The organism is Nocardioides caricicola (assembly GCF_039541135.1).
GTDB lineage: Bacteria > Actinomycetota > Actinomycetes > Propionibacteriales > Nocardioidaceae > Nocardioides > Nocardioides caricicola.
Genome location: NZ_BAABFQ010000008.1, coordinates 297337 through 317711, shown reverse-complemented (window position 1 = coordinate 317711; position 20375 = coordinate 297337). Strand labels below are relative to the sequence as shown.

Genomic DNA, 20375 nt, shown 5'->3' with positions numbered 1-20375 from the left:
CATGACCCTGCAGCGACCCGCATCGATCACCGACGCGTTCCTCGAGAAGCTGGTCCAACGCGTGCCGTCCACCAGCGGTGGCACCTGGAAGCTCACCGAGGTCTACACCGGCGAGGTGCTGGTCGAGCTGCCGCAGTCGACCCCCGAGGACATCGAGCAGGCGTTCCGGACGGCACGGGCCGCGCAGGTCGAGTGGGCGGCACGCCCCCTCAAGCAGCGGCTCGAGGTGTTCAAGCGGGCGCACGCGCTGTTCCTCGACAACGCCGAGACCACGACCGACCTGATCCAGGTCGAGAGCGGCAAGAACCGGCGGATGGCGATCGAGGAGACCTGCGACCCGGTCATGGTGATGAGCCACTACCTCAAGCGCGCTCCGAAGCTGCTGGCCCCGGTGAAGCGCGGTGGCCCGGTCCCGATGCTCACCACGTCGACCGAGATCCGCCAGCCCAAGGGCGTCATCGGCATCATCGCGCCCTGGAACTTCCCGTTCGCGACCGGCATCTCCGACTCCATCTCGGCGCTGATGGCCGGCAACGCGATCGTGCTGAAGCCGGACAACAAGACCGCGCTGTCGCCGCTGTACGGCATCCAGATGCTCGAGGAGGCCGGGCTCCCGAAGGGGCTCTTCCAGGTCGTGTGCGGTGAGGGCCCGGACGTCGGCCCGACGCTGATCGACAACGCCAACTACGTGATGTTCACCGGCTCCACCGCGACCGGTCGCGTCGTCGGCGAGCGCGCCGGGCGCAACCTGATCGGCGCCTGCCTCGAGCTCGGCGGCAAGAACCCGATGATCGTGCTCGAGGACGCCAACCTCGACGAGGTCGTGCAGGGCGCGATCTTCGGCGCGTTCGGCAACACCGGCCAGATCTGCATGCACATCGAGCGGATGTACATCCCGGAGTCGCGGTACGACGAGTTCCGCGACCGGTTCGTCGCAGCCACCGAGGCCCTCGACGTGCGCGCGGCGTACGACTTCGGGCCGGACATGGGCTCGCTGGTCTCGCCCGACCACAAGGACCGGGTGCAGGCGCACGTCGACGACGCGGTCGCGAAGGGCGCGACCGTGCTGACCGGCGGCAAGGCGCGGCCCGACCTCGGCCCGGCGTTCTTCGAGCCGACGATCCTCGAGGGCGTCACCAAGGACATGCTCGCCGGCGTGACCGAGACGTTCGGGCCCGTCGTGGCGCTGCACAAGTACCGGACCGTCGACGAGGCCGTCGCGCTGGCCAACGACACCGACTACGGCCTCAACGCCTCGGTGTGGGGCGGCGACGTCGCGAACGCCTGCCAGGTCGGCAAGCGGATCGAGTCGGGCAACGTCAACGTCAACGACATCCTGGCCACGGCGTTCGCCTCCAAGGGCACGCCGTCCGGGGGCGTGAAGCAGTCCGGCGTCGGCGCCCGGCACGGCGACCAGGGCCTGCTCAAGTACACCGACGTGCAGAACCTCGCCGTGCTCAAGAAGCAGGTCATGGGCGCGAAGCCCGGCCAGGACTACGACAAGTACGTCAAGGGGATGCTCGGCGGCCTGCGGATGATGCGCAAGACCGGCATCAGGTAGCCGCCCGTAGGGTCGCCCCGTGAGCGACATGACCTATCGCCCGCTGGGCGACTCGGGACTGATGGTGAGCGCGGTCGGCATCGGCTGCAACGCGTTCGGCCGGCGCGTCGACCTCGACGGCGTACGCGAGATCCTGGCCGCGGCCCGCGACACCGGCGTGACCCTGCTCGACACCGCGGACATCTACGGCGCGCCTCCCGGTGAGAGCGAGCGCCTGCTCGGCGAGGCGCTGCGCGGGCAGCGCGACGAGTTCGTGGTCGCGACGAAGTTCGGCATGGACATGCAGGGGGCGCTCGGCAACGACTTCGGCGCGCGCGCCTCGCGTCGTTACGTCCGCCGCGCCGTCGAGGCCTCGCTGCAGCGGCTCGGCACGGACCACATCGACCTGTACCAGCTGCACCAGCCGGACGGCGTCACCCCGATCGAGGAGACCCTCTCGGCGCTGACCGACCTGGTGCGCGAGGGCAAGGTCCGCTATGTCGGCTGCTCGAACTTCGACGGCTGGCAGGTCGCCGACTCCGCCTGGACCGCGCGCACCGCGGGGCTCGAGGCGTTCGTGTCGGTGCAGAACCGCTACTCCCTGCTCGACCGCACCGTCGAGGCCGAGGTGACTCCCGCCTGCGAGCAGTTCGGGCTCGGCATCCTGCCGTTCTTCCCGTTGGAGTACGGCCTGCTCACGGGCAAGTACCGCCGCGGCGAGGACGCCCCCGCCGGCTCCCGAGCCGCCCTCGACCCGGCCCGCTCGTCGTGGCTCGCGAACGCCGACTGGGACCGCATCGAGGCGTTCGAGCAGTACGCCGCGGCGCGCGACCTCTCACCGCTCGACGTGGCGATCGCCGGGCTCGCCGCCCAGCCTGCCGTCGCGTCGGTGATCTCCGGTGCGACCTCGGGGGACCAGGTGCGGGCGAACGCCGCCGCGCTGCGCTGGGTGCCGTCGGCCGAGGACCTGGCGGCGCTGGACGAGGTCACGGCTGGCTGACGTCGGTCGGTTTCCCCGGTGAACCGGGGAAACCGACACCGCTCACGCCACCTGCAGCGACCGCTTCGACAGCCCCATCCAGAACCCGTCGATGACCTGCTCACCGGGGACGTCGGCGGCGGTGGCCGCGCCGAGGGTCACGAACAGCGGGGAGTAGTGCTCCACGGTGGGGTGGGCGTAGGGCATGCCCGGGGCCTTCGCGCGGTAGTCCGCGAGCTCGTCGACGTCGCCGCGGGCGAGCGCCTCGCCGGCCCAGGCGTCGAACTCCGACGACCAGCCGGGGGCCGCCGCGTCGATCTGCCAGGAGGTGAGGAACGGCAGCCCGTGGGTGAGGAAGCCGGAGCCGACGATCAGCACGCCCTCGTCACGCAGCGGGCGCAGCCGCTCGCCGAGCGCCAGCAGCCGGACCGGGTCGTGGGTGGGCAGCGATATCTGCAGCACGGGGACGTCGGCCTCGGGGTACATGATCGACAGCGGCACCCAGGCGCCGTGGTCGAGGCCGCGCGAGGCGTGCTGGTGCACCGGCTCGGACGACGGCATCATCGCCGCCACCTGGTGCGCGAGTGCCGTGGCGTCCGGCGTCTCGTAGGTCATCGCGTAGTACTTCGGGTCGAAGCCGCCGAAGTCGTAGACCAGCGGCGCGCGGCTGGCGCTGAGGCACACGGGCGCGGACTCCCAGTGCGCGCTGACGATGAGGATCGCCTTCGGCCGGGGCAGGTCCTGCGCCCAGCTCGCCAGCTGGCCCGACCACAGTGGGTCGTCGAGGAGTGGTGGGGCGCCGTGGCCGAGGTAGAGCGCAGGCAGGCGCGCAGACGTCATCGCGGTCACGTCCCCTCAATGGTCAAGGATTCAACTTTATTCCATCGGGAGCGCCCAGTCCACCGGTTCGCCGCCCTGCCGGACGAGCAGCTCGTTGACCCGGCTGAACGGCCGCGAGCCGAAGAAGCCGCGGTACGCCGACAGCGGCGACGGGTGTGGCGACTCGACCGACGGCATCGCGCCGAGCATCGGCTTGAGCTTCTGGGCGTGGCTGCCCCACAGGATCGCCACGCACGGGCCGCCGCGGCGCACCAGCGCCTCGATCGCGCACTGGGTCACCGGCTCCCAGCCCTTCCCGTGGTGCGATCCCGAGCTGCGCGGCTGCACGGTCAGCGTGCGGTTCAGCAGCATCACGCCCCGGTCCGCCCACGCCGTCAGGTCACCGTGCGGCGGCGGTACGACGCCGACGTCGCTCGCCAGCTCCTGGTAGATGTTCACCAGGCTCGGCGGCAGCGGCCGCACGTGCTTGTCGACCGCGAACGACAGCCCGATCGGGTTGCCCGGCGTCGGGTACGGGTCCTGGCCCACGACCAGCACGCGAACGTCGGCCAGCGGCCGCTGGAACGCCCGGAACACCTTGTCCCCGGCCGGCAGGTAGTCGCGACCGGCCGCGATCTCCGCGCGCAGGAACTGGCCCATCGCGGCGACCTGGTCGTCCACCGGGGCCAGCGCCGCGGCCCAGTCCGGGGCCATCAGGCCCTTGTCCACGAGTCCCGCGAGCGCGCTCACGGGGGAACTCTAGGAGAAGATCATGCAGCTCGACGTGGCGTGCGCGACCAGCTTGCCCGAGGCGTCGTGCAGCTGCGCCTCGGCGAGGGCGGTACGCCGGCCGCGCTGGATGACCTTGCCGGTGGCGCGCAGTCGTCCCGAGTCGACGGTCGCCGGGCGCAGGAACTTCACGGTGAGGTCGAGCGAGGTGTACATCTCGCCCGCCGCCAGCGTCGAGTGCACCGAGCACCCGGCCGCGGTGTCGAGCAGCGTGGAGATCACGCCGCCGTGCACCGTGCCGAGCGGGTTGTAGTGCCGCAGCTCCGGGTCGAGCTCGACCGAGATCGCGCCGGGCTCGCCGTCGAAGTCGACCATGCCGAGGGTCTCGGCGATCGGCGCCGGCGGGACCAGCCCGTCGCGCATCGCCATCAGCTGCTCGTAGCCGCTCATCGCGGCCAGGTCGTGGGGCTGGGTCTGGGTCACGGACTCAGCGTGACGCGGACGCGCTGGGTCTGTCAACCGGACCCAGCCTGGCCTACGCTGGAGGGGTGACCACCACCGCACCGAACCCCGCGCTGGCCTGGTCGACCGAGAACTGCACGGTCGAGCGGGCGATGACGGTCCTCGGCGAGCGCTGGGTGCTCGTGGTGCTGCGCGAGGTGTTCAACGGGGTCCGCCGCTTCGAGGACATCCGCACCCACGGCGGGGTCCCGCGCCAGGTGCTCAGCGACCGGCTCGCGCTGCTGGTCGAGCACGACATCCTCGCCCGCGTGCCCTACCGCCCCGAGGGCCAGCGCGAGCGCCACGAGTACCGGCTCACCCCCAAGGGCTTCGACCTCTACCCGGTCTTCGTCGCGATCGCCGACTGGGGCGCGAAGTACGTCGCCGACCCGGAGGGGCCGCCGGTCGAGGTCGCCCACCGCGGCTGCGGAGCGGTCGTCCACGCGGAGCTGGTCTGCGAGGACGGCCACCGGATCCCCGGTCGCCGCGACGTCGCGCCGCGTCCGGGGCCTGGCGTCAAGCCCCGGCAGGAGACCTCCGCCCCTGCGCGCTGACCGGCGGCCCGAGCGCCGACCCGTCTCGACCACCGGATCGCGTGGTTACGGACGTGCGACGGCGGGAAGAGGTGTCGACATGACTATCACCCAGCGCACCCTGTCCGCCGTGGCCGCGTCCTCCGCCCTCCTCCTCACGCTGAGCGCGTGTGGCGGTGACGACGGTGGCCGCCCGTCCGTCGACGACATCTCGGAGAGCCTGCAGGACAGCGACATGCTGGGCGGTGAGGTCGACGCCAAGGTCGCCGACTGCGTCGCCGAGGCGTTCCACGACTCCGACCTGTCCGACGAGGCGCTGCAGGCGATCGTCGACCAGGACGAGGACTACGAGCCGAGCGAGGACGACGAGAAGGCCATCGAGTCGGTGCAGTCCGAGGAGATGACCGACTGCATCACCGAGGGCATGGACATGCCGGAGCTGCCCGAGGACCCCGACGCCAGCTGACCCCGGCTCAGCTCCGGAAGCGAGCCGCCCTCGGGAGGTACGGCGCCCGCCCCGTCTCGCCGACGTACACGTCGAGGATCGCCTGGTGGCTCGCGTCGCCGGCGATCGCGGACTGGTTCGCCACCAGCACCCGCTTGCCGAGGAACGTCGCGCTGCACGGGGTGTCGAACGGGATCGGGGAGCCGTTGTCGCCGGTCAGCGGGACCTCGGGGAAGCGCGCGACCTCCTCGCCGTCCGCGGTGAGCTCGACGAGCTGGTTGGACAGGCCCGCGAGCGCGACGTAGACGTGGCCGGACGCGCCGATGCCGAAGCCGTCCGGCAGGTCTCCGGGCTGCGAGGTCCAGAGCTTCTCGAGCTCGCCGGGCTCCCCGTCCGCGCCGACCGGCAGCCGGTAGAGAGCGCCGTTGGTGGGCAGGCCGCTGCCGTCGCTCACCGTCTGCTGGGTGATGAGGAAGTCGCGCCGTCCGGGCCGGTAGCGGATGCCGGTCGTGCCGAACTCGAGCGCACCTGCGAGCGCCGGAGTCTCGAGCCACGGCTCCGGCGTCCGCGAGCCGCGCGGCAGCCTCCAGATGATGCCCTGGGCGTAGTCGGTGACGTACAACGCGCCACCCGGTCCCCATGACGCGTAGTTCGGGACCGCGCCGTCGGGGAACGTCGCGACGCGGCGGAACCGCCCGGTCCGCACGTCGAGGGTCAGGACCGACCGCGTCGAGGTCTCGAGCAGCACGAGCCGTCCGTCGCGCGTCTGGTTCGCGACCTGCACGCCGTGGTCCTCGTCGAGCGGCTGGCCGGGCACGCGCCACGAGCGCAGCAGCGTGCCGTCCCGGGTCCACTCGAACACCCGCGACGGCACCGTGCTCCCCGAGGCGACGTAGGTGCCGGCGTACACGCGCCCGTTGGTGTGCACGTGGACGTACGCCGGGTAGCCCGGCGCCGGGACCAGCGAGAACACCTCCGTGTCCCACCGCTCCCGGGGCTCGGCGGCGGCCGGCGGGGCGAGCAGGACGACCGCGGCCAGAGCGGCCAGCAGGCGCCTCATCGCTCGCTCACCTCGATGGCCGCGCGCTGCCCGGCGCGCACGGCGCCGTCCATGTAGCCGGTCCAGTACGTCGAGGTCTCGGTGCCGGCCCAGTGCACGCGGCCGAACGGCCTCCGGATCGCCGAGCCGAACTGCACCATCGTCCCGGGCGCGTAGTTCGCGACCGGGCCTCCGGTCGTCCAGCGCTCCGCGGTCCAGTCGTGCTCGACGTACGCGACCGGGTGCAGTGCCTGCTCCCCGAACATCGCGGCGAACCCCTCCAGCACGGCCTGGCGACGCGCGGCCTTCGGGAGCACGCCGTACTGCCGCCACGTCGACCCGCCGACGAACGCGAGCAGCACTCCGGGCTCGCCGTTCGCGGGGCTGTTGTCGAAGACCGCGCGCGCGGCGCCGCTGTCGCTGATGCCGAAGCCGTTGAGACCGGCCTCGCGCCAGAACGGCTTCTCGTAGACCGCGTCGCACTTCATCAGCTGGCCCATGTCGAGGTGCCGCAGCAGCTGCTGGCGCCGGGTCGGCAGCCGCGGGAACCAGTCGATGTCGAGCACCAGGGGCGGGGGAGCGGCGACGACCACGCGCCGGGCGCGGACGACGCCACGCTCGCTGTGCACGACGACGTGGCCGTCGCGCTGCACGATCCGGCGCACCGGGGCGCCCAGGGTCACGATGTCGCCGAGCCGCCGCGCCAGGCGCAGCGGGATGAGCTGTGAGCCGCCGACGAAGCGGCGCTCCTGGGCGCCGTTCGCGGTGTCGGAGTTGCGGGCGAACGTGCCGGCGTTCTGCTCGTTGCCCGAGCAGGCGACGTACCAGAGCACGTAGAGCAGCGACAGCTCGTTCGGGTCGGCGCCGAAGCCCGGCTGGGTCCAGGCCTCGATGAGGTTCCCGACGCCCTCGGCGTTGATCGCGTTGGCCCGGATCCACTCGCCGAGGGTCTGGGCGTCCCACGTGGCGGCGTCCGGGTGGTCCCACGGGGCGGCGACGTCGATCTCGGCCGCCATCGTGTCGATGCGCTGCAGCAGGAGGGCCGCGTCGGGGAGGATCGTCGGGTCGGGCGGAACCGTGCCGGAGTACTCGATCCGGCCCGTGAGCGACGAGATGTAGACGCTGTTGCCCTCGTTGTACTCCGGGAACGTCGGGACGCCCAGCTCCTCGGCGAGCGCGGCGATGTGGTCCTGGGTCGGGCCGATGAACGCGCCCCCGGACTCGATGGTGCCGCCCTGGCGCAGCCGGTGGTTCAGGACCCGCCCGCCCACCCGGTCGCGGGCCTCGAGCAGCAGCACCTCCTGGCCGCGGTCGGCCAGCTCGCGCGCGGCGACCAGGCCGGAGATGCCCGCGCCGACGACCACGGTGTCCACCCGGCGCGGCAGCGCTCCCTGCCGGGACCCCGCCGCCACCGCCTCGTGGAGCGGCGCGGCCCCGAGGGCGAGGCCCGTGCCGAGCACCGTTCGTCGCGTCAGGCTCATCGGAAACTCCGTATCTGAATCTGTGTCAGGTTTCGGTTTCTGCCCTAGAATCGCCCCGTGGCCGCCACCCTGACAAGCCCTGCGACCCGCCGGGTCCCGCGCCAGGAGCGCAGCCGGCGCCGCGTCGAGGACCTCCTCGACGCCGCCGCCCGGCTGGTGGTCGAGCGCGGGGTCGAGGCGCTGACGACCCGGGACATCGCCGAGGCCGCCGGCGTCCCCGTCGCCGGGCTCTACCAGTACTTCGCGGACAAGGAGGACCTCCTCCTCGCCCTCGCTCAACGAGACATGGACGAGATGGACACGCAGGTGGCCGCCGACCTCGCCACGCTCGAGACGCTCTCGATGTGGACGCTCGTGCGGACCACGATGTCGGCGTACGTCGAGGTCTACCGGCGGCGTCCGGCGTTCGTCGAGATCTACCTGCGCGGGCGTACCAACGTGGCGGTGCACCGGTTCGGCCGCGAGCACAACGCCCGGACCGCCACGATGCTGCGCGACTTCGCCGTCGAGGCCGGGATCGCCCAGCCCGACCTGCGCCCCGACGTCGCGCTGCTCGCGGTCGAGGTCGGCGACCGGGTCTTCCAGCTCGCCTACGAGCACGACCGGTCCGGCAACCGCAAGATCGTCGAGGAGGGGATGGTCCTGGTCGCGGCCTACCTCGAGCGGTACGCCACCCCCGAGGGCCTGCAGGGGATCCGCCGATGAGCATCCGCGACGAGGTGGCGGCCGCCGCCCGCCGGCTGGCGGCCGAGGGTCTCCTGATCGGCACCGCCGGCAACGTCTCGGCCCGCGACGGTGACCGGGTCGCGGTCACCGGCACCGGCGTCGTCCTCGCCGCCTGCACGCCCGAGGACGTCACGGTCGTGGCGCCGGACGGGCGGGTGCTCGAAGGAGCGCTGGTGCCCTCGACGGAGCTCGGTCTCCACCTCGGCGTGTACGCCGGCTCCGTCGCCGCAGCCGTGGTGCACACGCATGCGCCGTACTCCACCGCGATCGCCTGCGTGCTCGACGAGCTCCCGGTGCTGCACTACCAGCAGCTCGCGCTCGGCGGCGCGGTGCGGGTCGCGCCGTACGCCACCTTCGGCACCCCCGAGCTCGCCGCCGCCACCGTGGCCGCCCTCGACGGCCGCCAGGCCGCGCTGATGGCCAACCACGGCTCGGTGGCGGTCGGGCCGTCGCTCGAGAAGGCGGTTGAGAACGCGCTGCTCCTCGAGTGGCTCGCAACGCTGCACCACCGGGCCAGCGCGCTCGGCACCCCACGCGCCCTCACCGAGGCGCAGCAGCTCGACGTCATCACCCAGGCACTCACCACCAACTACGGAAGCACCCAGGAGCATGAATGAAGATCGCCACCGTCGGGGTGCACGTCCTCGACACGCACGTGATCGGGATCGAGTCGATCCCGGGTGGGTCCGACGGCCAGCTCGTCGAGACGATCCGGATGTCGGCTGCGGGTACGGCCGGCGGTACGGCGCTCGTGCTCAGCCGGATCGGTGCCGAGGTGCTGTCCTTCGGCGCCGTCGGCAGTGACCCGATCGGGGACACCCTGCTGGCCCTGCTCGCCCGCGAGGGCGTCGACACGTCCGGGCTCGTGCGCAAGGACGACCAGCAGACGTCGGCGTCGGTGATCCCGGTCCGTCCCAACGGCGACCGCCCCGCCTGGCACTGCATCGGCGCGAACGGCGCGTTCACCCTCGACGACCTCGACCGCGCGGCGCTGGACGGCATCACCCACCTGCACCTCGGCGGCCCGGAGTTCCTCGGCGGCGAGGCGGCCGGGGAGCTGCTCGCCCACGCCCGCTCGATCGGCGCGACGACGTCGCTCGACGTCCTCGCGCCGGGTGACCCGGACATGCTGGCGTGGATCGCCGGCGCGCTCCCGCACACCGACTACCTGCTGCCGAACGACGAGCAGGTGTTCGGCTTCACCGGCGCCTCGTCGCTCGCCGACGGCGCCCGCGCGCTGGTCGACGCCGGCGCCGGCTGCGTCGCGGTGACCCAGGGCGCGAAGGGCGCGCTGGTCGTCACCGCCGACGAGGTGATCGAGGTGCCGGCGTACCCGATCGAGCCCGACCGGCTCGTGGACACCACCGGCTGCGGCGATGCCTTCTCCGCCGGCTTCCTGCGCGGGCTGTCCCTCGGCCGGGACCTGCGCGCCGCCGCCCGGCTCGGCTGCGCGACCGCCGCCCAGGTGGCTCAGGGCCTCGGCACCGATGCAGGCTCCTACGACCTCGACACCGTGGTCGCGCTCGCGGGCTAGCCCCGGTTCGGCCGCTGCAGGCGGTCCATGAAGGCCGTCAGCAGCGCCTCGCGCATCCGCGGCGACGCGAGGTCGATCATCGCGTTGACCGGGGCCATCCGCTCCGGCACCGCGAGGCCCTCGCCGCCACCGAGACCGGCCGCGGCCAGCAGGCCGTCGAAGTCGTCGTCGGTCAGGGCGGCCGGGTCCAGCGCGGCGATGAACGCCGCGATCTCGGGGTCGACGACGACCGGACCGGCGGCCACCGCCGCCGCGACCGCCTCGGTGAGCGCGCTGACGAACTCCTCCAGGTGCGCGAGCGTGCCCGCGCTGACCGAGAGGTGGATGGTGACGGGCTGGTCGGCGTACGACATCTGCGGCTGGATGTGCCACCCGCGCGCGGCCATCTCGTCGGCCAACGTGAACGCGTCGCAGCTGCCGTCGGTGCGGAACGCGACCAGCGTCGAGTCGGGTGGCGCGACCACCGCGAGGGCCGGGATCGCGCCGATCGCCTCGACGATCCGGTCGGTCGCCTCGAAGACGTCGCGGGCGAGCCGGTCGTAGCCGTCGAGGCCGAGGGTCTCGACGACCGCCCAGGCACCGGCCAGCGGGCCGCCGGACTTCGTGGACTGCAGGGTGGTGTTGATCATCGTGTAGCCCGGCCAGTCGGCGTAGGCGAAGTACTGCGGCCGCCGCAGCTCGGCCGAGCGGTGCAGCAGCACGGACGTGCCCTTGGGGGCGTAGCCGTACTTGTGCAGGTCCGCGGAGATCGACGTGACGCCCTCGACCGCGAACGTCCACGGCGGCACGGTGCGGCCGATCCGCTGCGCGAACGGCAGCACCCAGCCGCCGATGCAGGCGTCGACGTGGCAGCGGATCCCGCGCTCGGCAGCCGCTGCCGCGACCGGGGCCACGGGGTCGATGACGCCGTGGGCGTACGACGGCGCCGAGACCACGACGAGCACGGTGCGGTCCGGGTCCTCCTCGATCGCGGCGACCATCGCGGCCGGGTCGGCGCGGAAGTCCGGTCCGACCGGGACGATCACGGCCTCGACGCGGAAGTACTTGGCGGCCTTGAGGAACGCCGCGTGCACGGTGGACGGCACCACCATCCGCGGCCGGTCGATCTCGGGGCGGCTGTCGCGCGCACCCTGGACGGCGAGCAGGCAGGACTCGGTGCCGCCGGAGGTGACCGTCCCGACCGCCCCCGCGGGTGCGTCGAGCAGGTCGGCGGCGAAGCCGATCAGGTCGTTCTCCATCTGCAGCAGGCTCGGGAACGACGTGGGGTCGAGGCCGTTGGAGGCGGCGAAGGCCGCCACCGCCTCGCGGCCGACCCGGTCCACCTCGTCGAGCCCGGAGTCGAAGACGTAGGCGAGCGTGCGGCCGCCGTGCACCGGCAGGTCTGCCTCCTGCATGGTCCGCAGGCGGTCGAGCGCGTCAGTCATGCCGAAACTGTCTCATCCACCTCGGCCGCGTCGAGCGTGTACCTGCGCAGCCAGACCAGGCTCAGCAGGATCAGCACCGCGGGCAGCACCGAGATGCCGAGCGTGATCGCGGTCAGCGCCGAGTCCGGCTGCGCGACGTCGCCGTCGGTGGAGGACCGGTAGCCGCCGATCGCGAGCACCAGCGCGAACACCCCAGGCCCGAGCGCGAGTCCGAGCGTCTCCGCCGCGGTCCACACGCCGGTGTACACACCGGCGCGGTTCGAGCCGGTACGCCGCGCGTCCACGGCGGCCGCGTCGGGCAGCATCGCCATCGGGAACACCTGGCAGCCGGCGTACCCGACGCCGACCAGCCCGACCGCGAGGTACACCGCGGCCGCGGGCACCGACTGCGCGGAGACGATCAGCAGCGCGCCCGCGGCCAGGATGAGCGACGCGTAGGTGTAGCCGCGCTTCTTGCCGATCCGGGTGCCGACGGCCGCCCATGCGGGCGTCAGCACGAGGGCCGGGCCGACGAAGCAGACGAACAGGATCGTGGTCGCGCCGTCCTTGCCGAGCACGTCGGAGGCCAGGTAGTCGACGCCGGCCAGGATGCACCCGGTCGCCAGGGCCTGGATGACGAAGCAGGTCAGCAGCCAGCGGAAGTCGTGGGCGGTCGCGACGATCCGCAGCTGGTCGCGCAGGCTCCCCGCGCCGGGCAGCGGTGCGTGCACGGGCGCCCGGCGGGTGCCGACGTACGCGCTGAGAACGCCGACCAGGATGATCGCGGCCATCGCCAGGCCCATCACGCGGTACCCGTCGCGCCCGCCGACCGCGTCGCGGATCGCGGGCGCGGTCGCACCGGCGAGCATGATCGTGAACGCGAGCAGTGCGACCCGCCAGGTCATCAGCCGGGTGCGCTCGTCGTACGACGACGTCAGCTCCGCGGGCATCGCGACGTACGGCACCTGGAAGAACGCGTACGCCGACGCGCACGCCAGGAACACCACCAGCACCCAGAGCGCCTCCAGCCAGGTCGCCATCTCGGGCGCGGCGAACAGCAGCGCGAACGTCGCCGCGAGCGCGAGCCCGGCCTTGAGCAGCCAGGGTCGGCGCGGTCCGCGCGGGTCCTCGGTGCGGTCGCTGATCCGGCCCGCGATCGGGTTGAGGATCACGTCCCACGCCTTCGGCAGGAACACGATGAAGCCGGCCAGCAGCGCGGCGATCCCGAGGCTGTCGGTGAGGTACGGCAGCAGCATCAGGCCGGGCACGGTGCCGAACGCCCCGGTCGCGACCGACCCGGACCCGTAGCCGATCCGGACGCTGCGGGGGAGACGGTCGCTGGCGGGCATGCGCGCAGGCTAGCGCTCGGACAGCGCCCGTGAGCTCGAAGACTTGTGGCGGCGGTTCGGGTTCGTGCCGATCTTGTCCGCGGCAGACGCCTTCTTCGCGGGTGCGCGCTTGCGGGCCGGCTTCGGCTTGCTCTTCCACCGGTCCAGCCACTCGTCGAGCGCCTGCCAGGTCGTGGCCCGCGCGGCCCGGCCGGTCAGCATGCCGAGATGGCCGCCGGGCACGATCTCGAACTGCACCTCCGGCGAGCCGGTCAGCAGCGGAACGACCGCCCGCACCGACTCGACCGGGGCGATGCCGTCGTTCGCGCCGGCGAACACCAGCACCGGTGCGCTGATCGAGGACAGCGACACCTCGCGGCCGTCGATCTCGAGGGTCCCGCCGGCGAGCGCGTTGCCCTTGGCGAAGCGGTGGTATAGCTGCCCGAAGCTGCGCCCCGGGTACGCCGTCATCCCGGCCGTGAACCGGTCGACGGCCTCGAGCTGGGCGAGGAAGTCGGTGTCGTCGAGGCGGGTGGCGATCGCCAGCGGCTTGGTCACCAGCTTCTGGAACGACGAGAGCTGGAACGCCCAGCGCACCAGCGGGGTCGGCGCCCCGCCCGCGGCGCGGTAGGCGCGGGTCACCAGGCCGTGGCCGCGGGTCAGGTCGAGCAGCGGCCGCAGCGGCGCCACGAGCGGCACCCGCGTGACGTCGACCGGCGCGCCGACCACCGACAGCGACGCGATCGGCAGGTCGGGGGAGTCGGCGGCGGCGAGCAGCGTGAAGATCCCGCCCAGGCTCCAGCCGACCACGTGCACCGGCCGACCGCCGGCGTGCTCGGACACCGTGCGGACCGCGGCCGGCACGACCTCCTCCACCCAGTGCTCGATGCCGAGGTTGCGGTCGCGGAACGACACGTTGCCGTACTCGACCAGGTACGTCGGTCGGCCGGCGTCGACGAGGTGCTCGACCAACGAGCAGCCGCGGCGCAGGTCGAAGCAGATCGCCGGGGCGGCGAGGGGCGTCACCAGCAGGACCGGGTCGCCGCTGCTGCCGACCGTGGGTGACTCGCGGTAGTGGTAGACCTCGCGCAGCACGTCCTCGTCGATCATCGTGCGCGGCATCGGGCGCAGGTCGGCGAGGCCGCCGTACAGCAGCAGGTGCGCGACGTTGCCGGCCGCCGAGACCACCTGGTCCGGCTTCGGCACGAGATCCATGCCGCGACGCTACGTCAGGTGCGGTCGCTGGTCGACGGTCGCGTTCGTCACTGTTTCCGCCTCGGGTTCACCAGGGTATGACGCCGAACCCGCACTTCCCATGGCGTGCAGGCCGTGGGAAGTGCGGGTTCGACGGGATCACCTGGTGAACCTGTGACGACCCGAACGGGCGCGAGCTCCTAGAGCTGCTTGACCGGCCGCACGGTCTTGCCGTGGTCCGGACGCACGGCGGCGAGCTCGGCGAGGAACGAGTCCGCCCACGCGGCCACGTCGTTCTCCATCACCTGCTTGCGCATCGCCTTCATCCGCCGCACGACGTCCTTGTCCTCGGCGCGACCGGCCTCGAGCAGCGCGGACTTCATGCCGTTGATGTCGTAGGGGTTCACCAGCCAGGCCTGGCGCAGCTCCTCGGCCGCGCCCGCGAACTCCGACAGCACCAGCGCGCCGCGGTTGTCGAAGCGGCAGGCGACGTACTCCTTCGCGACCAGGTTCATCCCGTCGCGGTACGGCGTCACGACCATCACGTCGGCGCAGCGGTAGAGCGCCGCCATCTCCTCGCGCGGGTACGACGAGTGCAGGTAGCTGATCGCCGGGCGGCCGATCCGGCCCAGGTCGCCGTTGATCCGGCCGACCAGGCGGTCGATCTCGTCGCGCAGGATGCGGTACTGCTCGACCTCCTCGCGCGACGGCGTCGCGACCTGGACGAACACGGCGTCCTCGACGTCGAGCTCGCCGTCGGCGATCAGCTCGGCGAACGCACGCAGCCGGGCGTAGATGCCCTTCGTGTAGTCGAGCCGGTCGACGCCGAGGAAGACCTTGCTCGGGTTGCCGAGCGCGTCGCGGATCTCGGTCGCGCGCTTCTCGACCTCCTCCGACCGGGCCAGCGTCTCGAAGCCTTCGGCGTCGATGGAGATCGGGAACGCCGCGGCGCGCACGGTGCGGCCGTCGGGGAGGTAGACCAGGTCGCGGTGGGTCTTGTGGCCGACCCGCTGGCGGACCAGCCGCACGAAGTTCTGCGCGGCGCCGGGCAGCTGGAAGCCGACCAGGTCCGCGCCGAGCAGGCCCTCGAGGAGCTGGCGACGCCAGGGGAGCTGCTGGAAGAGCTCGGCCGGCGGGAAGGGGATGTGCAGGAAGAACCCGATGCGCAGGTCCGGGCGCAGCTCGCGCAGCATCTGCGGGACCAGCTGGAGCTGGTAGTCGTGCACCCACACCGTCGCGCCCTCGGCGGCGCACTTCGCGGCCTGCTCGGCGAACCGGCGGTTCACCCGGACGTAGGCGTCCCACCACTCGCGGTGGAACTCCGGCTTGGCGACCACGTCGTGGTAGAGCGGCCAGAGGGTGGCGTTCGCGAAGCCCTCGTAGAACTCCTCGATCTCCAGCTCGCTCAGCGCGATCGGCACCAGGTCCATGCCCTGGTCGTGGAACGGCTCGACGTCCTCGTCGGTGCCCGGCCAGCCGATCCAGATGCCGTCGTTCGCGCGCATCACCGGCTCCACCGCGGTCACCAGACCGCCGGGCGAGCGCCGCCAGCCGGAGCTGCCGTCCGGGTTGGTCACGCGGTCCACGGGAAGGCGGTTCGCGACGATGACCAGGTCTGCCGAGCCAGAGTTCGCCACGAGCCCCACCTTAAGTGAAGCCCGGTGAGCCCAGCAGGTGTCGGGCTCGCCCGACACGGACTGTCGGGCTGGCAGGATCGTGCAGAGGCCCCGTAGTTCCTAGCGTTTCAGTCATGACGGAGACCCTGACCATGCCCACTGCCGGTGCGCTGCCGACCGCGGCCCCGGCGCGCCCGACCGGCGTCCGCCGGGTGCTCTACGAGAGCGGCTACGCGCTCTCGGCGTTCCCGATCGCGCTCGTCGCGTTCGTCGTCGTGATCGTCGACCTCGCGTTCGGGGTCGCGCTGGCGATCTTCATCGGCGGCGTGCTGCTGATCAGCGTCGGGGTGATGGTGGCGCGCGGGTTCGCCCGCCTCGAGCGGATCCGGATGCGCGGCATGCTCGGTCGCACCGCACCGACCCCGGCGTACGTCTGCGCCCCGGCGGGCTCCGGGTTCTGGCGCCGGGCGCTGACGCCGCTGCGGGACCCCCAGTCGTGGCTGGAGGTCGTGTGGGCCATCGTCGGTCTCGTCACCGGCACGCTCGCGTTCGCGGTCACGCTCGTGTGGTGGGCCGCGATGGGCACCGGACTGACGTACTGGATCTGGCAGCGCTGGGTCCCGGAGAGCGACGACGACGAAGGACTCGCGGCCCTGCTCGGCCTGGGGTCGAGCCGTACGACGGAGAGCCTGCTCAACCTCGCGCTCGGCGTCGTCCTGCTGCTGACGCTTCCCTACGCGGTGCGGCTGGTCGTCACGATCCACGCCAGCCTGGCGCAGGTGCTGCTCTGCAGCCGCGCCGAGCTGCAGACCGAGGTCGCCCGCGTGCAGGACAGCCGGGACGCGGCACGGATGGCCGAGGCGGAGTCGCTGCGCCGGCTCGAGCGCGACATCCACGACGGGCCCCAGCAGCGGTTGGTGCGGCTGAGCATGGACCTCGGCCGGGCCCGCAAGCAGCTCGACCAGGACCCCGAGCGGGCCGCCGCCACGATCGATGCGGCCCTGGCCCAGACCCGGGAGACCGTCGCCGAGCTGCGCTCGCTGTCGCGCGGCATCGCGCCGCCGCTGCTGGTGGACCGGGGCCTGGCCGCGGCGCTCGACGAGATGCTCAGCCAGTGCGTGGTCCCGGTGACGTCGACCGTCGAGGTGCCCGAGGTGCTGCCCCCGCACGTCGAGACCGCGGTGTACTTCGTGGTCGCCGAGGCGCTCACGAACATCGCCAAGCACAGTGCCGCGAAGTCCGCCTCGGTCTCGGTCGTCGCCGACGGCGGTGTGGTCGAGGTCCGGGTCGCCGACGACGGCATCGGGGGCGCCCACGCGTCCAAGGGGCTCGGACTGTCGGGCCTGCGCCAGCGCCTGGCCGCGGTCGACGGCACGCTCGAGGTCACCTCCCCGGAGTGGACCGGCACGACGGTCGTCGCGAGGATCCCCTTGTGAGAGTGGTGATCGCCGACGACTCGATGCTGCTGCGCGAGGGCCTGCAGCTGCTGCTCGCCGAGGCCGGCCACGACGTGGTCGCCTCGGTGGGCGACGGTCCGTCGTTCGTCGAGGCGATGCTCGAGCACCGGCCCGCCATCGGGATCGTCGACGTGCGGATGCCGCCGAGCAACACCGACGAGGGGCTGCGCGCGGCGGTCGCCGTACGCCGTTCGTGGCCGGACTCGCGGCTGATGGTCCTGTCGCAGTACGTCGAGGTCTCGTACGCCGACGACCTGCTGGCGACCGGCGACGGCGGCGTCGGGTACCTGCTCAAGGACCGGGTCAGCGACCTCGACGACTTCCTCGGCGCGCTCGAAGCGGTCGCGGCCGGTGGCACCGCGCTCGACCCGCTGGTGGTGCGCCAGCTGATGGGCCGCAACCGCGACCCGCTCGCCGACCTGACGCCGCGCGAGCTGGAGGTCCTCGGCCTGATGGCAGAGGGCCGGTCGAACGCGGCGATCGCCGACGGCCTCTCGGTCTCGCTCGCCGGCGTCGAGAAGCACACCCAGCGGATCTTCGCGAAGCTCGGCCTGCCGCCCGACGACGACACCGCGCACCGGCGCGTGCAGGCCGTGGTGCGCTACCTCCAGCGCTCCTAGGGGTCGCCTAGAACGTCAGGTGGTGGCTGAGGTCGCCGGTCTGGTCCACGAACATCGTGCGGTCCTGGAACCACCACCGGCCGTCGATGCGGTGGAACGTGTCGTGATAGTGCCCGGTGACGATCACCTGCAGGGGCAGGGCGTCCGTGGCCTGGGTGACCAGGTAGCTCGTCCGCGCCGTGGCGGTGCCGGCGTCCTCGTCGACCTCGATGCGCGCGTTCGTGGTGAGGTGCTTGGTCTTCGGCGTGCCGGTGTCCTCGTAGATCCGCGTCGTCATCTCGTAGAGCGCTCGGACTCCGTCCCGGCCGGTGAAGACCGTCTCGGGCGGGCCGTTCTCCTGGCCGAGGATCCGCCCGTGGGTGAAGAGCTCGGCGACGCCGTCCAGGTCGCCGGCGTCGATCCGCTCGGCGTAGGTGTAGAGCAGGTTCTCGATGTCGCGCGCGCTGTCGGCCACCGCGACAGCATAGGTTCGCGCCACGCCCGGTGGCTTCGACATCGGCGTGGTCGGCCGGGCCGGCCGGGCTGGAGGCGTTCAGTCCTGGAACGTGACCCCGGCCTGCTCGCGCAGCTCGTCCATCTGGCGCATCAGCGTCAGCGTCTGGTCGTGCGGCACCAGCGGGCTCTCGCGCAGCCCCGCGCGCAGGCAGCGGCCGACCTCGGCGGCCTCGTTGCCGTAGCCCTGCCCGATGACCGGTTCCCGGCCGAGGATCTCGACGGGCTCGCCGGGCACCAGCTCCCAGCTGCCCTCGCCGGGCACCTGCGGGACGAACACCGCCTTCGGCGGGTGGTGGAAGTCGCCGAGGTCGATGCGGCCGAGGTGGGTGGCGATCTCCGCCTTGCGCGAGGAGTACGCCGTGAGCGACGCGGTCATCGTCGCCAGCGCGCCGCCGGGGTAGCGCGCGGCGATCGCGATGTCCTGGTCGATGCCACGGTCCGAGAGGTCGGCGACCGAGGTCAGCGACTCGGCCGGGCCGAGCATCAGGTGCGCGAACGTCAGCGGGTAGATCCCCATGTCGAGCAGCGCCGAGGCGCCGAGCGCGGGGTCGAACATGCGGTCGTCGGGTCCGGCGTCGACCCGGAAGCCGAGCTCGGCGTGTACGTGCCGCGGGGTGCCGAACTCCCCCGTGGCGAGCCGGTCCTTGAGCTCGCGGATCACCGGGTGGCAGGCCATCCACATGGCCTCCATCAGGAACCGGTCGTGCTGCCTGGCCAGCCGCACCATCTCCTCGGCATCGCTGGTGCGCAGCGTGAGCGGCTTCTCGCAGAGGACGTGCTTGCCCGCCTCGAACGCGATCCGGGCGTTCTCGAGGTGCAGCGCGTGCGGCGTGGCGATGTAGACGACGTCGACGTCCGGGTCGTTCACCAGCTCCTCGTAGGAGCCGTGCGCGGCCGCGACGCCGTACTGCTGCGCGAATGCCTGAGCGCTCTCGAGGCGGCGCGAGCCGACCGCGGTGACCCGGGCTCCGGGCACGAGCGCGAGATCCCGGGCGAAGGAGTGCGCGATCTTGCCGGTCGCCAGGATCCCCCAGCGGATGTCGTCGCTCATGCGAGGACAGTAGCGACTCGCCCGGGAACCGAATGACATCGTTGTGGTTCGTCGCCTACCATGGCTCCCATGGACGCCGCGAACGCACTTGGTGCAGCCTCTGAGGCCACGCCGAGCCTGAGCGAGCGCGACCGCGAGATCCTCGACTTCGAGCGCCAGTGGTGGAAGTACGCCGGCGCCAAGGAGACCGCGGTCCGCGAGAAGTTCGACATGTCGTCGACGCGGTACTACCAGGTCCTCAACGCGCTCATCGACCGCCCGGAGGCCCTGGAGGCCGACCCGCTGCTGGTGCGCAGGCTGCGCCGGCTGCGTTCGGCCCGGCAGCGGCAGCGCTCGGCGCGTCGTCTCGGCTTCGAGGTCTGAGATGCCGACGCGCGACCAGCGGGGTGCGGCGTACCCCTCCCCGGTGGTGATGCTCAGCGTGATCGCCGTGGCGATGGCCGGGATCGCGTTCGTCGCGACCCGCGGCGGCGAGCCGACCGAGCGCGAGGTCACCCCGGTCTCCCAGCCGAGCCAGTCGCCGAGCGCGACGCCCACCCGGACCCCCAAGCCCAAGCCGGAGCCGCCCGCGGTCAAGCGCGGCAGCGTGCAGGTCGAGGTCTACAACAACTCCGGCATCACCGGTCTGGCCGGCGACGTGGCCGAGCGGGCCAGCGGCATGGGCTGGAAGGTCGTCGGCTCCGACAACTGGTACGGCACCATCCCGGCCAGCACCGTCTACTACCCGGCGAAGCTCAAGCAGGCCGGGAAGCAGCTGGCCCTCGACCTCGGCATCAAGCGCACGGCAGCGTCCGTGGACCCGATGAAGCCCGAGGTCCTGACCGTGATCCTCACCGCACCGCTGGACTGACGCTTTACCTGCCCCCGGGGTCAGGTGATTGGGTG

Annotated in this window: 22 protein-coding genes; 11 read left to right on the top strand and 11 right to left on the bottom strand. The window is 72.4% G+C overall.

Annotated features, from left to right (window positions below; all coding sequences use genetic code 11):
- Position 1 precedes the first annotated feature (1 nt).
- Positions 2–1561: a succinic semialdehyde dehydrogenase gene (locus tag ABD875_RS19120; RefSeq protein WP_345181186.1), complete on the top strand. Its 1560-nt coding sequence runs from the start codon at positions 2–4 to the stop codon at positions 1559–1561.
- 28 nt (positions 1562–1589) lie between these two features.
- Positions 1590–2540, top strand: coding sequence for an aldo/keto reductase (locus ABD875_RS19115; RefSeq protein WP_345181423.1), 951 nt, complete (start codon positions 1590–1592; stop codon positions 2538–2540).
- A 42-nt stretch (positions 2541–2582) separates the two neighbouring features.
- Here the strand turns inward: ABD875_RS19115 and ABD875_RS19110 are convergent, their stop codons facing one another.
- Genes ABD875_RS19110 through ABD875_RS19100 form a run of 3 tightly spaced genes read right to left on the bottom strand, consistent with a single transcriptional unit; the run spans position 2583 to position 4631 of the window.
- A complete protein-coding gene (locus tag ABD875_RS19110; RefSeq protein ID WP_345181184.1) occupies positions 2583–3359 on the bottom strand; it encodes a dioxygenase family protein in 777 nt (258 codons plus the stop codon).
- Positions 3360–3395: 36 nt separating this feature from the next.
- Complete coding sequence (locus ABD875_RS19105) at positions 3396–4052, bottom strand: uracil-DNA glycosylase (RefSeq protein ID WP_345181420.1); 657 nt, start codon at positions 4050–4052, stop codon at positions 3396–3398.
- 45 nt (positions 4053–4097) lie between these two features.
- On the bottom strand, positions 4098–4631 hold the full coding sequence (locus ABD875_RS19100; protein WP_345181182.1) for a PaaI family thioesterase: 534 nt from the start codon (positions 4629–4631) through the stop codon (positions 4098–4100).
- On the opposite strand from ABD875_RS19100, the gene ABD875_RS19095 reads away from it, so the two are divergent.
- Positions 4616–5122 (top strand): winged helix-turn-helix transcriptional regulator, encoded by a 507-nt coding sequence (locus ABD875_RS19095; RefSeq protein ID WP_345181180.1) that lies wholly within the window; start codon positions 4616–4618, stop codon positions 5120–5122. The genes ABD875_RS19100 and ABD875_RS19095 overlap by 16 nt on opposite strands.
- 79 nt (positions 5123–5201) lie before the next feature.
- Positions 5202–5567: a hypothetical protein gene (locus ABD875_RS19090; protein WP_345181178.1), complete on the top strand. Its 366-nt coding sequence runs from the start codon at positions 5202–5204 to the stop codon at positions 5565–5567.
- A 7-nt stretch (positions 5568–5574) separates the two neighbouring features.
- Here ABD875_RS19090 and ABD875_RS19085 read toward each other — a convergent pair whose 3' ends face one another.
- Together ABD875_RS19085 and ABD875_RS19080 are read right to left on the bottom strand one after the other, a co-directional pair.
- On the bottom strand, positions 5575–6606 hold the full coding sequence (locus tag ABD875_RS19085) for an SMP-30/gluconolactonase/LRE family protein (protein ID WP_345181176.1): 1032 nt from the start codon (positions 6604–6606) through the stop codon (positions 5575–5577).
- The gene (locus ABD875_RS19080) at positions 6603–8066 is read right to left on the bottom strand and encodes a flavin monoamine oxidase family protein (RefSeq protein ID WP_345181174.1); all 1464 of its coding nucleotides are present in this window, start codon (positions 8064–8066) and stop codon (positions 6603–6605) included. The genes ABD875_RS19085 and ABD875_RS19080 overlap by 4 nt, the downstream gene beginning before the upstream one ends.
- 57 nt (positions 8067–8123) lie before the next feature.
- Between ABD875_RS19080 and ABD875_RS19075 the strand changes: the two genes are divergently transcribed.
- The 3 genes from ABD875_RS19075 to ABD875_RS19065 are packed head-to-tail and all read left to right on the top strand — an operon-like array spanning position 8124 to position 10326.
- Entirely contained in the window at positions 8124–8771 is a 648-nt protein-coding gene (locus tag ABD875_RS19075; RefSeq protein WP_345181172.1) for a TetR/AcrR family transcriptional regulator, read from the top strand.
- A complete protein-coding gene (locus ABD875_RS19070) occupies positions 8768–9409 on the top strand; it encodes a class II aldolase/adducin family protein (RefSeq protein ID WP_345181170.1) in 642 nt (213 codons plus the stop codon). The genes ABD875_RS19075 and ABD875_RS19070 overlap by 4 nt, the downstream gene beginning before the upstream one ends.
- Positions 9406–10326, top strand: coding sequence for a carbohydrate kinase family protein (locus ABD875_RS19065; RefSeq protein ID WP_345181168.1), 921 nt, complete (start codon positions 9406–9408; stop codon positions 10324–10326). Before ABD875_RS19070 ends, ABD875_RS19065 begins: the two co-directional genes overlap by 4 nt.
- On the opposite strand, the gene ABD875_RS19060 is transcribed toward ABD875_RS19065, so the two are convergent.
- The 4 genes from ABD875_RS19060 to ABD875_RS19045 all read right to left on the bottom strand — a co-directional run bounded on the left by ABD875_RS19060 (position 10323) and on the right by ABD875_RS19045 (position 15888).
- On the bottom strand, positions 10323–11750 hold the full coding sequence (locus ABD875_RS19060) for a pyridoxal phosphate-dependent decarboxylase family protein (protein ID WP_345181166.1): 1428 nt from the start codon (positions 11748–11750) through the stop codon (positions 10323–10325). The two genes, ABD875_RS19065 and ABD875_RS19060, sit on opposite strands and share 4 nt — an antisense overlap.
- A complete protein-coding gene (locus ABD875_RS19055; protein WP_345181164.1) occupies positions 11747–13078 on the bottom strand; it encodes an MFS transporter in 1332 nt (443 codons plus the stop codon). The genes ABD875_RS19060 and ABD875_RS19055 overlap by 4 nt, the downstream gene beginning before the upstream one ends.
- A 9-nt stretch (positions 13079–13087) precedes the next feature.
- Positions 13088–14272, bottom strand: a complete 1185-nt coding sequence (locus ABD875_RS19050; protein ID WP_345181162.1) for an alpha/beta fold hydrolase — start codon at positions 14270–14272, stop codon at positions 13088–13090.
- Positions 14273–14451: 179 nt separating this feature from the next.
- On the bottom strand, positions 14452–15888 hold the full coding sequence (locus ABD875_RS19045) for an alpha,alpha-trehalose-phosphate synthase (UDP-forming) (RefSeq protein ID WP_345181161.1): 1437 nt from the start codon (positions 15886–15888) through the stop codon (positions 14452–14454).
- A gap of 113 nt (positions 15889–16001) precedes the next feature.
- Between ABD875_RS19045 and ABD875_RS19040 the strand changes: the two genes are divergently transcribed.
- Together ABD875_RS19040 and ABD875_RS19035 are read left to right on the top strand one after the other, a co-directional pair.
- Positions 16002–17303 (top strand): sensor histidine kinase, encoded by a 1302-nt coding sequence (locus tag ABD875_RS19040; protein WP_345181159.1) that lies wholly within the window; start codon positions 16002–16004, stop codon positions 17301–17303.
- On the top strand, positions 17300–17944 hold the full coding sequence (locus tag ABD875_RS19035; protein WP_345181157.1) for a LuxR C-terminal-related transcriptional regulator: 645 nt from the start codon (positions 17300–17302) through the stop codon (positions 17942–17944). Before ABD875_RS19040 ends, ABD875_RS19035 begins: the two co-directional genes overlap by 4 nt.
- Before the next feature lie 7 nt (positions 17945–17951).
- Here the strand turns inward: ABD875_RS19035 and ABD875_RS19030 are convergent, their stop codons facing one another.
- Positions 17952–18398, bottom strand: coding sequence for a nuclear transport factor 2 family protein (locus tag ABD875_RS19030; RefSeq protein ID WP_345181155.1), 447 nt, complete (start codon positions 18396–18398; stop codon positions 17952–17954).
- A 78-nt stretch (positions 18399–18476) separates the two neighbouring features.
- Complete coding sequence (locus ABD875_RS19025) at positions 18477–19490, bottom strand: Gfo/Idh/MocA family protein (RefSeq protein WP_345181153.1); 1014 nt, start codon at positions 19488–19490, stop codon at positions 18477–18479.
- A gap of 69 nt (positions 19491–19559) precedes the next feature.
- Between ABD875_RS19025 and ABD875_RS19020 the strand changes: the two genes are divergently transcribed.
- Positions 19560–19853 (top strand): DUF3263 domain-containing protein, encoded by a 294-nt coding sequence (locus tag ABD875_RS19020; RefSeq protein ID WP_345181152.1) that lies wholly within the window; start codon positions 19560–19562, stop codon positions 19851–19853.
- 1 nt (position 19854) lies between these two features.
- Positions 19855–20340 carry a LytR C-terminal domain-containing protein gene (locus ABD875_RS19015; RefSeq protein WP_345181150.1) on the top strand — a complete coding sequence of 162 codons (486 nt, stop codon included), beginning with the start codon at positions 19855–19857 and terminating at the stop codon, positions 20338–20340.
- The last annotated feature ends 35 nt before the right edge of the window (positions 20341–20375 follow it).